The 12,592-nt window shown below is 72.0% G+C and carries 10 protein-coding genes; 8 read left to right on the top strand and 2 right to left on the bottom strand.

The features are described from left to right. Positions 1–117: 117 nt before the first annotated feature. Positions 118–531, bottom strand: a complete 414-nt coding sequence (locus tag ACZ60X_RS21845) for an organic hydroperoxide resistance protein (RefSeq protein ID WP_469600840.1) — start codon at positions 529–531, stop codon at positions 118–120. A 126-nt stretch (positions 532–657) separates the two neighbouring features. Between ACZ60X_RS21845 and ACZ60X_RS21840 the strand changes: the two genes are divergently transcribed. From ACZ60X_RS21840 to galE, 4 genes are all read left to right on the top strand, one after another. Then, entirely contained in the window at positions 658–1,149 is a 492-nt protein-coding gene (locus ACZ60X_RS21840) for a MarR family winged helix-turn-helix transcriptional regulator (RefSeq protein WP_469600837.1), read from the top strand. 85 nt (positions 1,150–1,234) lie between these two features. Further along, positions 1,235–2,503: a glycosyltransferase 87 family protein gene (locus ACZ60X_RS21835; protein WP_469600835.1), complete on the top strand. Its 1,269-nt coding sequence runs from the start codon at positions 1,235–1,237 to the stop codon at positions 2,501–2,503. A 44-nt stretch (positions 2,504–2,547) separates the two neighbouring features. Next, complete coding sequence (locus ACZ60X_RS21830; RefSeq protein WP_469600832.1) at positions 2,548–4,245, top strand: glycosyltransferase family 2 protein; 1,698 nt, start codon at positions 2,548–2,550, stop codon at positions 4,243–4,245. 128 nt (positions 4,246–4,373) lie between these two features. Next, the gene (gene galE, locus ACZ60X_RS21825) at positions 4,374–5,354 is read left to right on the top strand and encodes a UDP-glucose 4-epimerase GalE (protein WP_469600829.1); all 981 of its coding nucleotides are present in this window, start codon (positions 4,374–4,376) and stop codon (positions 5,352–5,354) included. Between the two features lie 472 nt (positions 5,355–5,826). Here the strand turns inward: galE and ACZ60X_RS21820 are convergent, their stop codons facing one another. Beyond that, complete coding sequence (locus ACZ60X_RS21820) at positions 5,827–6,453, bottom strand: TetR/AcrR family transcriptional regulator (protein WP_469600827.1); 627 nt, start codon at positions 6,451–6,453, stop codon at positions 5,827–5,829. Positions 6,454–6,659: 206 nt separating this feature from the next. On the opposite strand from ACZ60X_RS21820, the gene ACZ60X_RS21815 reads away from it, so the two are divergent. The 4 genes from ACZ60X_RS21815 (at position 6,660) to ACZ60X_RS21800 (ending at position 12,553) form a co-directional block, all read left to right on the top strand. Continuing rightward, the gene (locus ACZ60X_RS21815; RefSeq protein ID WP_469600825.1) at positions 6,660–7,571 is read left to right on the top strand and encodes an ABC transporter permease; all 912 of its coding nucleotides are present in this window, start codon (positions 6,660–6,662) and stop codon (positions 7,569–7,571) included. Positions 7,572–7,638: 67 nt separating this feature from the next. Further along, a complete protein-coding gene (locus tag ACZ60X_RS21810; protein WP_469601570.1) occupies positions 7,639–8,463 on the top strand; it encodes an ABC transporter ATP-binding protein in 825 nt (274 codons plus the stop codon). A gap of 209 nt (positions 8,464–8,672) precedes the next feature. Then, a complete protein-coding gene (locus tag ACZ60X_RS21805; RefSeq protein WP_469600822.1) occupies positions 8,673–10,880 on the top strand; it encodes a CDP-glycerol glycerophosphotransferase family protein in 2,208 nt (735 codons plus the stop codon). Further along, positions 10,877–12,553, top strand: coding sequence for a glycosyltransferase family 2 protein (locus tag ACZ60X_RS21800; protein WP_469600819.1), 1,677 nt, complete (start codon positions 10,877–10,879; stop codon positions 12,551–12,553). Before ACZ60X_RS21805 ends, ACZ60X_RS21800 begins: the two co-directional genes overlap by 4 nt. Positions 12,554–12,592 lie beyond the last annotated feature (39 nt).

The raw sequence follows: 12,592 nt of genomic DNA, 5'->3' as shown, positions 1-12,592 counted from the left end.
CCGTCGCGCTGCGGTGCAGCACCGCCTCCGGCTACGGCTACGGCTACGGCTACTGCTGCGCACGAAGGTGCCGGTTCCCGAGGAGGAAGGGAACCGGCACCTGGGCGTACGGGTGTGTCACTCGACGACGAGGTCGACCTCGATGTTGCCGCGGGTGGCGTTGGAGTAGGGGCAGACCTGGTGGGCGGTCTCGACCAGCTTGCGGCCGGTCTCCTCGTCCACGGTGTCGGGCAGCTCGACGCGCAGCGTCACCTTCAGCCCGAAGCCCTCACCCTGCTTGCCGATGCCGACCTCGGCGGTCACCGCCGCGTCCGAGACGTCGACCTTCGCCTGCCGGCCGACGAGACCGAGGGCGCTGCCGAAGCAGGCGGCGTAACCGGCGGCGAAGAGCTGCTCGGGGTTGGTGCCCTCGCCGTTGCCACCCATCTCCACCGGCGGGGCCAGCTTGAGGTCGATCCTGCCGTCGGAGGAGACGGCACGACCGTCGCGACCGTGGGTTGCGGTGGCGACAGCGGTGTAGAGCGCGTCCATGAAGACCATCCCTTGACGAAAGTCCGGGTGACGGCGACCTCCTGTCCTGGCCGCCTCACAGACACAAGTAGAGCACACAATTAAGTTGTGCACAACTAAATGGTCCGCCAGCGCTACTCTGGAACCATGACCGCCACGACCCGCTCCACCGAGACCGACGCCGACGCCGGCGGCTGGCTCCATCTGGACCGTCAGATCTGTTTCTCCCTGCACGCCGCGTCGCGCGCCTTCAACGGCGTCTACCGCGTCGTCCTCAAGGACCTCGGGCTCACCTACCCGCAGTACCTGGTGATGCTGGTGCTGTGGGAACAGGGCGACCTGCCCGTCAAGAAGCTCGGCGAGCATCTGCGCCTCGACTCCGGCACGCTGTCCCCGCTGGTCAAGCGACTGGAGGCGGCCGGGCTGGTACGCCGGGAGCGCAGCGCGCACGACGAGCGCTCGGTGCGGGTCCGGCTCACCGAGGAGGGCACGGCCCTGCGCGAGCGGGCCCTGGAGGTACCCCATCGCATCGTCGCCGCCACGGGCTTCGACCCGGCGGAGATCGCCCGCCTGCGCGACCGCCTGGACCAGCTCACCGGCGCGCTGGACGAGGCGGCGGTGCGGGCGGCGGCCGACTAGCGCGCAGTCCGTAGGACAACCTTTTTGTGGTGATGTCGGCGTATCGGCCGCGATACGACTTGTATGCCGCTTAGGCTCCGGTCCGATGAACCGTCTCCGTGTCAACACCGGCCCGGTCCTCGGGGTCGCCGTCTCCTGGCCGGCCACCCGCGCCCTGATGCTGTGGCTCCTCACCCACGACAGCGCCGCGCTGCTGGGCGCGGGCACGCTGAACCGTGAGGTGTGGCATCTGTACGGCCACTGGTACGACGTCCTCGCGCACGGCGCGTTCCCGGCGCACGACACGCTCTGGCAGTACCCCCCGGGCGCGGGCGCGGTGCTGCTCGCGCCGGGTCTGCTGCCGTGGCTGACGTACTTCCAGGCCTTCGTGCTGCTGACGCTCGCCCTGGACGCGCTGGTCACGGCCGCGCTGGTACGCGCGGGCGCGCGCGCCGGGCGCAGTCTGCGCGGCGCGGCCCTGTGGACGGGCGGCCTGCCGCTGCTGCTCCAGCTGCCGCTCGCCCGGTACGACGTGGCGGTCACCGCTCTCGCCGTGCTCTCGCTGTTGGCCCTGGCGCGCTCCCCGCGCGCGGGCGGGGCGTGTGCCGCGCTGGGCGCGCTGGTGAAGGTGTGGCCGGTGCTGGTGCTGCTGGGCATGCCCCGGGGCCGGATGACGCGCGCAGCGTGGGGGACGGCGGCCCTCGTGGGGGCGGTCGCCCTGGGGCTGTTCGCCGCGGTCTTCCGCAACCCGCTGTCCTTCCTGGGCCAGCAGCGCGGGCGCGGGGTGCAGATCGAGTCGCTGGGCGGTACGGCGCTGAATCTGGCGCGGCACTTCGGATGGTCCGGGCAGGCCCGCTACCAGTACGGCGCTGTCGAGCTGATCGGTCCGCACGTGCACACCGTCGCCCTGGCGTGCCTGGCGCTGACGGCGGTGCCGTTCGGGTTGCTGGTGGCGTGGCGGGCTCGGGCGCGGCGCTGGAGCGAGGCCACGCCGTTCGACGCGGCGCTGTGCGCAGTGCTGCTGTTCACGGTCACCAGCCGGGTCATCAGCCCCCAGTACATGGTCTGGCTGCTCGGACTCGCCGCCGTCTGCCTGACCTCGCGGGCGACCGGCCAGCGCCCGGTCGCGGTGCTGGTCCTGGCGGCGACCGCGCTGAGCACCCTGGCGTTCCCGATGCACTACGGCGCGGTGGTCGACGGCACCTGGGCCGGCTGTCTGCTCATGCTGGCCCGCAACGGGATCCTGGCGGCGGCTGCGGTACTGTCGTTCGCCCGGCTGTGGCAGAGCTCACAGGTGAGCGAAAAGAGTACGCCGAGGCCGGAACCCCGGCGCGATTCCGACCGTCTTCCGGACCGAGCCGTAAGCCTTTCTTAACCCGGTATTACCGAAAATTTCTACGCTCCCCGCCTGTGGACCCCATGCGACCAGACCCCCACACCCCGCCCGCCCCGTCCGACACGACCGCCGCCCACGCGGCGGACAGCGCCGACGCGGCCGAGCCGCCAGGGCCTGGGCAGGTCGCGGTGGTCGTCATCGGCTACAACGACATCGCTCATGTGGGTGACGCCGTGCGCTCGGCGCTCGCCCAGGGTCCGGCGGTCGCCGAGGTCGTCGCCGTGGACGACTGCTCCACGGACGACAGCGCGGCACTGCTCGACCGGCTGGCGGCCGGGGAGCCCCGGCTGCGGGTGCTGCGCCGGGACGTGAACAGCGGCGGCTGCGGCAGCCCGCGCAACGACGGCATCGACGCGGTGGCGGCACCGTACGTGATGTTCCTGGACAGCGACGACGTGCTGCCGCCCGGCGCGGTGGACGCGCTGCTGGCGGCGGCCGCGGGGGCGCGCGCCGACGTCACCAGCGGGCTGTGCGTGCGCCGGGAGCTGCCCTCGGGGCGCGAAACGCCCTGGCAGGAGTCTCTCTACACGGCGCACACGGTCCTCGCGCGCCCCGCGGAGCGCCTCCGGCTGGTCCACGACACGCTGTGCGTCAACAAGCTGTACCGCACCGACTTCCTGCGCGAGCACGGCATCCGCTTCCCCGACGGCCGCTACCTCTACGAGGACATCGTCTTCACCTCGCGCGTGCTGGCCGCCGCTCCGCGCATGGCGCTCATCCCGGACCGGGTCTACGTGTGGCACGTGCGCCGGTCCGCCGAGCAGCTGTCGCTCTCCCTGGACCGGGAGCGGATCGAGAACTGGCAGGCGCGCACGGCGGCGTGCGCGCTGGCGTACGAGACTCTGCTGGGCGCCGGGCAGAAGGAGCTGGCGCGGGCGGCGCGGGCGAAGTTCCTCGACCACGACGTGCGGATGTACACCCGCGAGCTGGGGCTGCGCGACGCGGACTACCAGCGCGCGTGGTGGGCGCACACCCAGGAGTACCTCGCGCGCTACGACGCCGCCGACTGGGAGCTGAACCCGGGCGCGCCGGGCCGCGTGATCGCCCGCGTCGTCCAGGAGGCGCCCGCGCCGCGCGACCTGCCCCGTCTGCGGGAACTGGCCGCGCGCCCGGCACGGCTGCTGCCGCCGTACGCGCGGGACGCCGACGGCGTCCCCGTCTGGTCCGCCGACCTCCCGCGGGTCACCCTGGCACCACTGCTGACCCGCCCCGCCGGCGCCCTCCCGCTCACGGTGGACGCGGAACTGGACGTACGCGCGCGTGACTCACGGCTGCGTCTGCGGCTGCGCGAGCTGTACGGCCGGGTGGCCGAGGCCGGGCCGCGCGAGCTGGACGTGGCCTGGACGGCGCGCGAGAACGACACGCACACGCGGGCGCGCACGACGGTCCAGCTCACGCCCTCTCCCGCGGGGACGGCCGCGGACGCCGACACGGGCAGCTGGACGGCCGAGGTGCCGGTCGACCTGGCCGCGCTCGGCGCGGGGACCTGGGACCTGCGGCTCACCGTGCACTTCGCGGACGGCGCCCGGCGGGACCTCACGGCGCACGCCCTGAAGGGCGCCGGCCGGCTGCGCCGACGCGCCCTGCCGAGCCTGCGGCACGGACTGCTGCTGGTCCAGCCGTACGCGACCCACTCCGGCGCGCTGGCCCTGCGGCTGGCGAACGGCGTGGCCGGGGTGGCGCGGGTGGTACGCAGACGCCTGAAGCGCCTGCTGCGCTAGTCCGGCCGCCGCGCGCGTGCCGCCGCGCACCTGCCGCGCGGGTACCGCACACCTGCTGCTTCACTGGAAGACGCCCGCTGCTCCACCGAGCGGTTCCACGGGCCAACGGACAAGAGGACGGCCTTTCCATGACCTGGCTGATCACCGGCGGTGCCGGATACATCGGGGCACATGTCGTACGAGCGATGACCGAGGCGGGCGAACGCGCGGTCGTGTACGACGACCTGTCGACGGGCATCGCCGAGCGCGTGCCGGCGGAGGTCCCCCTGGTGCGCGGCTCCACGCTGGACGCGGACCTGCTGGCCCGCACCATCGCAGAGCACGAGATCAGCGGGGTCGTGCACCTGGCGGCGAAGAAGCAGGTCGGCGAGTCGGTGGAGCTGCCGCTGCACTACTACCGGGAGAACGTGGAGGGCCTGCGGGTCCTGCTGGAGGCGGTGACGGCGGCGGAGGTCCCGTCCTTCCTGTTCTCCTCCTCGGCGGCGGTCTACGGCATGCCGGACGTCGACCTGGTGACGGAGGAGACGCCGTGCGTCCCCCTCTCCCCCTACGGCGAGACCAAGCTGGCCGGCGAGTGGCTGGTCCGCGCGACGGGCCGGGCCACGGGCCTGTCCACGGCCTCTCTGCGCTACTTCAACGTGGCGGGCGCGGCGGCCCCGGAACTCGCCGACACCGGCGTGTTCAACCTGATCCCGATGGTCTTCGAGAAGCTCACCGAGGGCGCGCCGCCGCGCATCTTCGGCGACGACTACCCGACGCCGGACGGCACCTGCGTGCGTGACTACATCCACGTGGTCGACCTGGCCGAGGCGCACGTCACCGTGGCCCGCGCCCTGCGCTCGGCGCCCGGCACCGACCTGACGCTGAACATCGGCCGCGGCGAGGGCGTGTCCGTCCGCGAGATGATCGACCGCATCAACGCGGTCACCGGCTACGACCGCGCCCCGACGGTCACCCCGCGCCGCCCCGGCGACCCGGCCCGGGTCGTCGCCTCGGCGGAGCGCATCGCCACCGAACTGGGCTGGCAGGCCAAGTACGACGTCCACGACATGATCACCTCGGCGTGGGAGGGCTGGGTCCACCACCACCCCGAAGCGGCGAGGTCGTAGACCCACCGCAGAAAACCGGCCACGGGTGGCCGGACGCCCCGGGGCGGCGCCGGCTCAGCGCCGCCCCCGGCCACAGCCGTGGTGGACAGCCCCCGGGAGCACACGTTCCCGCAAGGGAGATCCCGGGGGTACGAGCCTCACGACCACCGCCGCACAGACACGGCCGCCCCGGCACAGCCCAGGCTCCCGACCGGCCACCACCGTCGGAGCTCCCGGGGCCACGGACTTCACCGCCGCCGTGGAGGCGCGGGCTCGGGATCGCCCCGCGGACACCCCCTGCGCGGGCGCGCGTGTCCCCCGCGTACGGCTCACGACAACCACCGCCGCCCGCCGCAGAGGTACAGCGCGTCGTCCCCGGCTGCCGGAGACCCGCCCCGACGGCACGGGCCCCGCCGTTCCCCGCGCCCCCGGACGCCGCAGCCGCCCCCGGCCAACGCGCACCCGCGCCCGTCCGCCGCTCAGCCCGACGGCGTCACAACGCCTTCAGCGCTCCCGCCGTGGCCCGGGCGAGCTGCTCCAGGTAGCCCTTGGGCGGCTTCGGGGAGCGGATGACGACCGCGCGCCAGTACAGCGGGCCCGAGATCAGGTCCAGGGCGAGGTCGGGGTCGAGACCCGGCCGTACCTCTCCCCGCGCCTCCGCCGCCGCCACGATCTTGCTGGCCACACCCTCCTGGCCGTCGCGCAGGGCCTTCTGGAAGGCCTCGGCGATGTCGGGAGTGCGGGCCGCCTCGGCCTGGAGGTCGGGGATGATCTGCGAGGCCACCGGGTGGCGCAGGGCGCGCGAGGTGACTTCGTACAGGAGACGGAGATCCTGCTCCAGGGAGCCCGTGTCCGGGACCGGCAGGCCCAGTACCGCCATCGCCGAGACCACGTCCAGCACCAGGTGCAGCTTGGAGCGCCACCGCCGGTACACCGCGGTCTTGCCGACGCCCGCCCGGCGCGCGATGCCCTCGATGGACATGCGGGCGTAGCCCACCGCCGCGAGTTCCTCGAAGACCGCGGCCCGGATGGCCTCGGTCACGTCCTCCCGGAGCACGGCTGCCCCGGCGGGAGCCCGGCGCGGCGGACGGTTCCGCGTCTCGTCGGCGTTCGTCGTCATGCTCACAGCATAGGTCCGTGACGACGAAACGGTTGCGTTCCGACGTCGATTGGTTCTAGTCTCACGTTGCGACGATACGGTCCCGTCTCGACGTAAGAGAACGTGAAGAGAAGCGTAAGGAAACGTCGGACAAGGCGGGACCCACCGACGCGTCCCTGCGGCAGCCGGCCGCGGCATCCCCCCTCCCCCGAGCGAAAGCAGCGGATGTGAGCCAGGTCCTCGACACACCGCCCCCCACCCAGGTCCCGGAAGAAGACCTCGCGGCACTGGCGGCCCGGCACGGCCTGACGGTCAGCGGGGCGCGACCCTCCCTGCCCGCGTACGTCCGCCAGCTGTGGGACCGGCGCCACTTCATCACCGCCTTCGCCACCGCCAAGCTCACCGCCCAGTACAGCGAGGCGAAGCTCGGCCAGATCTGGCAGGTCATGACCCCGCTGCTGAACGCGGCGGTCTACTACTTCATCTTCGGCGTGCTGCTCGGCACCAAGAAGGGCGTCCCGGACTACGTGCCGTTCCTGGTCACCGGCGTGTTCGTGTGGACGTTCACGCAGAGTTCGATCCAGGTCGGCACCCGGGCGATCTCGGGCAACCTCGGCCTGGTGCGCGCCCTGCACTTCCCGCGCGCCGCCCTGCCGATCTCCTTCTGCATCCAGCAGCTCCAGCAGCTGCTGTTCTCGATGGCCGCGCTGGTCGTCATCCTGCTCTGCTTCGGCCTGCCGGTCACCGCGTCCTGGCTGCTGGTGATCCCCGCGCTGGTCCTGCAGTTCGTCTTCAACGCGGGGATGTCGCTGATCATGGCGCGGTTGGGCGCCAAGACCCCGGACATCGCCCAGCTGATGCCGTTCGTGCTGCGCACCTGGATGTACGTGTCCGGCGTGATGTGGAGCATCCACACCCTCACCAAGAAGGACCACCTGCCGCACATCGTCACGGTCCTGCTGGAGACGAACCCGGCCGCGGTCTACATCGACCTCATGCGCTACGCCCTCATCGCGAGCTTCAAGGCCAAGGAGCTGCCGCCGCACGTGTGGCCGACGGCGATCGCCTGGGCCCTGGTCGTCGGCGTCGGCGGCTTCATCTACTTCTGGAAGGCAGAGGAGAAGTACGGCCGTGGCTGAGCAGACTCCCCAGAACCCCGAGACCGCCAGCGCCGACGGGATCGAGGAGACCCCCGACGAGCGTCTGATGCGCGAGCGGCGCGAGCGCCTCGCGAAGGCCGAGAAGATCCCCACCGTCGTCTGCGACGGCGTCGACATCGTCTACCGGGTCAACGGCACCGGAGGCGGACGCGGCTCCGCCACCGCCGCCCTCAACCGCATCCTGCGGCGCAAGCAGGCCGAGAAGGCCGCGGGCGTGCGCCGGGTGCACGCGGTGAAGAACGTGTCGTTCGTCGCGTACAAGGGCGAGGCGATCGGCCTCATCGGCACCAACGGCTCCGGCAAGTCCACCCTGCTCAAGGCCGTCGCCGGCCTGCTGCCGGTGGAGAACGGCCACATCTACACCAACGGCCAGCCCTCCCTGCTCGGCGTCAACGCGGCGCTGATGAACGACCTGACGGGCGAGCGCAACGTCTACCTCGGCGGCCTCGCCATGGGCATGTCCCGCGAGGAGGTCAAGGAGCGATATCAGGACATCGTCGACTTCTCCGGCATCAACGAGAAGGGCGACTTCATCACCCTGCCGATGCGCACCTACTCCTCCGGTATGGCCGCCCGGCTGCGGTTCTCCATCGCCGCCGCCAAGGACCACGACGTCCTGCTGATCGACGAGGCCCTCGCCACCGGCGACCGCAGGTTCCAGATGCGCTCGGAGGACCGGATCCGCGAGCTGCGCGCCACGGCGGGCACGGTCTTCCTGGTCAGCCACAACAACAAGTCGATCCGCGACACCTGCGAGCGCACCATCTGGCTGGAACGCGGCGAGCTGCGCATGGACGGGCCGACCGAGGACGTCATGAAGGAGTACGAGGCCTTCACCGGCGACAAGGGCGACAAGAAGAAGGCGGCCTGACCGCCCAGGTAAGCACACCGCAAGAAAGATTGTAAGAAGGCGGCTGAAAAGTTACGCCGGAAGAAACCCCAGGCCACGGAAGCTCGTCTTCCACTCTGGGCCCCTCATCCGGCCGTCCTCTTACTCCACCCCCGGTTATCCTTTTCATACGCTTAGTGACAGTATGTTATGAAGGGTGGCCAACCCAACGACCTAAGGAGTCCATCGCGATGCCCCAACTCAGCGTCATCGTCTACGGACCGAACGCACAGGGGCATCTGACAGAGCTGCTGGACTCCGTGGAAGCCCACCCGCTCCTCGACGCCGAGATCATCGTCGCCGCCGTCGGCGACTGGGCGCGGGAGACGGCCGAGGGCCACGCCCCCGAGACGATCGTCGTCCCCCTGCCGCAGGGCACCGGCGACGCGGCGGCCCGCGCGGCCGGCGCCGCCCGCGCCTCCGGCCGCTGGCTGCACTTCGTGCACGCCAAGGACGGCCTGCCGGCCGGCGCCCCGCGGCAGATCGCCGAGCGCACCGCCGAGCTGGACGCCGACCCCGGCGCCCCGGTCGACGTACTCCTCTTCGACCACGTCGTCACCACCTGGCAGACCGCCGCCCGCGCCTCGCGCGACGGCCGGCTCCTCGCCGCCGTCGGCCGCGAGGGCCTGCCCCTGAACGAGTCCGCGGACCTGCTGCGCCTCACCCCGATCCTCGGCAACCGCGCGCTGCGCGCCGACTTCTGGCGGGCGCACGAGGAGCAGCTCACCACCGACGACGAGCCGCGCGCCGCCCACGCGAGCCTGCTGCACGCCGGCCGCGTCGCCTGCCTGAACCAGGCGGCGTACGAGGACCGCGAGCTGCGCCCCGAGAGCCTGCCGCCGCTCGACCCCGCGGACCGCTTCGCGCTCATCGACCGCTACGAGTCGCTGCTCCCCCTCACCAAGGACCGCCGCGCCACCCGCGCGGTGCTCTACGACCTGATGATGCGCGACCTGGTGCGCACCTTCGCCGGTGAGAACCTGCCCGACGCGGTCGCCCGCGAGTTCTTCCGCCGCGCCTCCCTCGCCGCCGTCCGCTGGCGCCCCGAGCACCACGAGCGCCCGGCGGGCGTCGAGGGCGTACGGCACGCGCTGCTGGAGGAGGGCGCGTACACCAAGTACCGCGCGTTCCAGGCCGCCAACCGCACCCGCCGCGCCGCCAAGAAGGCCGTGAAGGACCGGAAGAAGGAGCTGGGCGCCAAGCTGCGCGACCAGCAGTACAACCGCGCCCTGAGCCGTCCGGTCAACCCGCACCTGGCCGTGTTCGCCGCCTACTGGGAGCGCGGTGTGGCCTGCAACCCGGCCGCGATCGCCGCCAAGATGGCCGAACTGGCCCCGCACATCCACCCGGTGTGGGTGGTGTCGAAGAGCAACGAGGCCCTGCTGCCGCCCGGCACCGACTACGTCATCCCCGGCACCCGGCGCTACTGGGAGACCCTGGCTACCGCCAAGTACCTGGTGAACAACGTCAACTACCCCAACGCGGTGGTCAAGCGCCCCGACGCCGTCCACCTCCAGACCCACCACGGCACCCCGCTCAAGCGCATGGGCCTGGACCAGCTGGAGCACCCGGCCGCCGCCAAGGGCCTGGACTTCGACGCCCTGCTGGCCCGCATCGACAAGTGGGACTACAGCGTCAGCGCCAACAGCCACTCCACCCGCATGTGGGAGCGGGCCTACCCGGCCCGCTACACCTCGCTGGACTACGGCTACCCGCGCAACGACGTCTTCTACACGGCCACCGCCGAGGACGTGCGCGCCGCCCGCCGCCGCCTCGGCATCGCCCCCGGCAAGAAGGCCGTGCTCTACGCCCCGACGCACCGCGACTACGAGGCCGGCTTCACCCCGCGCCTGGACCTCGCCGAATTCGCCGACCGGCTCGGCGAGGACACGGTCCTGCTGGTGCGCGCCCACTACTTCTACGGCGGCGCCGCCTCCCCGCTCACCGGTCTGCGCCGCTCCGGGCGGATCATCGACGTCTCCTCCTACGACCCCGTCGAGGAGCTGTGCCTGGCCGCCGACGCGCTGGTCACGGACTACTCGTCGATCATGTTCGACTACGCCAACCTGGACCGCCCGATCGTCGTCTACGCCGACGACTGGGAGACGTACCGGACCACCCGTGGCGTCTACTTCGACCTGATGGAAGACCACCCCGGCCAGGTCGCGCGCACCCAGGAGGAGCTGACGGAGATCTTCGTCTCCGGCGCCTGGCGCGACGAGAACGCGGCGAAGGCACGGGCGGCGTTCCGCCGCCGGTTCTGCGAGTACGACGACGGCCGCGCGGCCGAGCGGGTCGTACGCCGGGTGTTCCTGGGCGAGCCGGAGGAGTCCCTGCCCCCGGTGCTCCCGCTGGAGGAACGCACCCCCGCCCCGACCCCCGAGGAGGCCTCGGCATGACGACCCCGACCTCGATCCCCGACGTCACGGTCACCGTCATCGTCTTCAACGACGCGGAGCGCCTGCCCCGGGCGGTGGAGTCGCTGCGCGCGCAGACGCACGCGAACATCGAGATCATCATCAGCGACGACCACTCCACCGACGACACGCCCGCCGTGGCGCGCCGGCTGGAGGCGCAGGACGCGCGCGTGCGCTATCTCCGTCTGCCGGAGAACAGCGGCGGCTGCAGCGCCCCGCGCAACCGGGCCATCGAGATCGCCCGGGCGCCGTACCTGATGTTCCTCGACAGCGACGACGAACTCCCCGCCAACGCCGTGGAGTTGCTGCTCGCCGCGCACCGCGAGCGCGAGGTCGACTTCACCATGGGCGCGGTGCGCCGGGTGCGGGTCGACAACGGCAGGCGCTCGACGTGGATGCCGCACGTCGTGAGCGAGAAGCGCACGGTCGAGGGCATCGAGAAGGATCCGCGCCTGCTGTTCGAGCACCTGTCGACCAGCAAGATGTACGCCCGCTCCTTCCTCGACCGGCACAACCTGCGCTTCCCCGAGGGCATCCACTACGAGGACCAGCTGTTCTCGGCCCAGGCCTACTGCCTGGCGAAGGCGTTCACGATCATCCCGGACCCGGTGTACGTCTGGTACATCGACCCGTACGCGGCGGCCGCCTCGGCGTCCATCTCCAACCAGCGCCACAAGGTCCAGAACGTGCAGGACCGGGTCAACGTCCAGCGCATGATCGACGACTTCCTGATCGAGAGCGGACACGCGGGGCTGCGCGAGGACAAGGACTTCAAGTTCCTCAAGCACGACTTCCGGATGTACGCGGGTGACCTGCCCTACCGCGACGAGGAGTGGATGCGCTCCTTCGCCGAGATCATGAACCCGTACCTGGAGACGCTGGCCGACGGCGCCTACACCCGGCTGCCGCGCGCCGAGCGGGTGGTGCTTGAGCTGCTGCGGGACGGCCGCCTGGCCGACGCCCAGCTCGCCGCGCGCGGTCTGGGCAACGGGGTGGCTCCCCGCCAGGTGACGGCCGACGCCTCCGGTGTCCCGTACTGGGGCGAGGAGGTCCCCTCCTCGGACCGTGCCCGCCGCGAACTGGACCTGTCCGACCTGGAGTTGGACACGCGGCCGTTCCCGAGCGCGCAGTTCCGCCACGAGATCACGGCCCTGGAGCGGGGCCGCGGGGCGACGCTCACGCTCTCGATCCGCACGTACGACCCGGGCCTGCGCCTCCCGGTGGGGCCGCAGCGCGCCGGCCTGCTGCTGTCGCCCGGCAACCGCCGGATGACGGTCCCGTTCCGGCTGGACCCGGTCAGCCCCGGCCTCTTCGAGGGCACGGTCCGCCTGGACCTCGCGGCGGCCCCCGTCCCCCTCCAGGGCTTCGAGGGCATCCGCCACCCCCAGGTCCGCCTCCAGCAGCAAGGCCTGGCCCACTCGGGCGTCCTGCTGGCCCCCCTGGACTTCCCGACGATGACGGCCCGCGTCGACTACCGCTCCGGCGCCACCCCGCACCAGGTCACGATAGAGCCGGAGGGCCGCAACCCCGGCCGCCTGCAGGTGCGCTGGCGCCCGGTGGGCGTGACGGCCAAGGTGATCCGTCCGGTGGTGCGGAAGGTCGCGCGGCCGAAGGTGCGCAAGGCCGCGAAGCTGCTGTCGAGTGTGCTGAGGTAGCCGTCGGCGCCGTTGTGGAAGGGGCGCGGGGAGCTTCCC

This window comes from Streptomyces sp. NPDC104106, assembly GCF_055584345.1.
The sequence above is the reverse complement of the archived record's forward strand: the minus strand, read 5'-3'. Positions and strand labels throughout refer to the sequence as shown.

Excerpts from the sequence above, each read along its gene's own strand:
- ACZ60X_RS21845 (WP_469600840.1), bottom strand. The coding sequence starts at position 531 with ATGGACGCGCTCTACACCGCTGTCGCCACCGCAACCCACGGTCGCGAC.
- ACZ60X_RS21840 (WP_469600837.1), top strand. The coding sequence starts at position 658 with ATGACCGCCACGACCCGCTCCACCGAGACCGACGCCGACGCCGGCGGC.
- ACZ60X_RS21835 (WP_469600835.1), top strand. The coding sequence starts at position 1,235 with ATGAACCGTCTCCGTGTCAACACCGGCCCGGTCCTCGGGGTCGCCGTC.
- ACZ60X_RS21830 (WP_469600832.1), top strand. The coding sequence starts at position 2,548 with ATGCGACCAGACCCCCACACCCCGCCCGCCCCGTCCGACACGACCGCC.
- galE (WP_469600829.1), top strand. The coding sequence starts at position 4,374 with ATGACCTGGCTGATCACCGGCGGTGCCGGATACATCGGGGCACATGTC.
- ACZ60X_RS21820 (WP_469600827.1), bottom strand. The coding sequence starts at position 6,453 with ATGACGACGAACGCCGACGAGACGCGGAACCGTCCGCCGCGCCGGGCT.
- ACZ60X_RS21810 (WP_469601570.1), top strand. The coding sequence starts at position 7,639 with ATGCGCGAGCGGCGCGAGCGCCTCGCGAAGGCCGAGAAGATCCCCACC.
- ACZ60X_RS21805 (WP_469600822.1), top strand. The coding sequence starts at position 8,673 with ATGCCCCAACTCAGCGTCATCGTCTACGGACCGAACGCACAGGGGCAT.
- ACZ60X_RS21800 (WP_469600819.1), top strand. The coding sequence starts at position 10,877 with ATGACGACCCCGACCTCGATCCCCGACGTCACGGTCACCGTCATCGTC.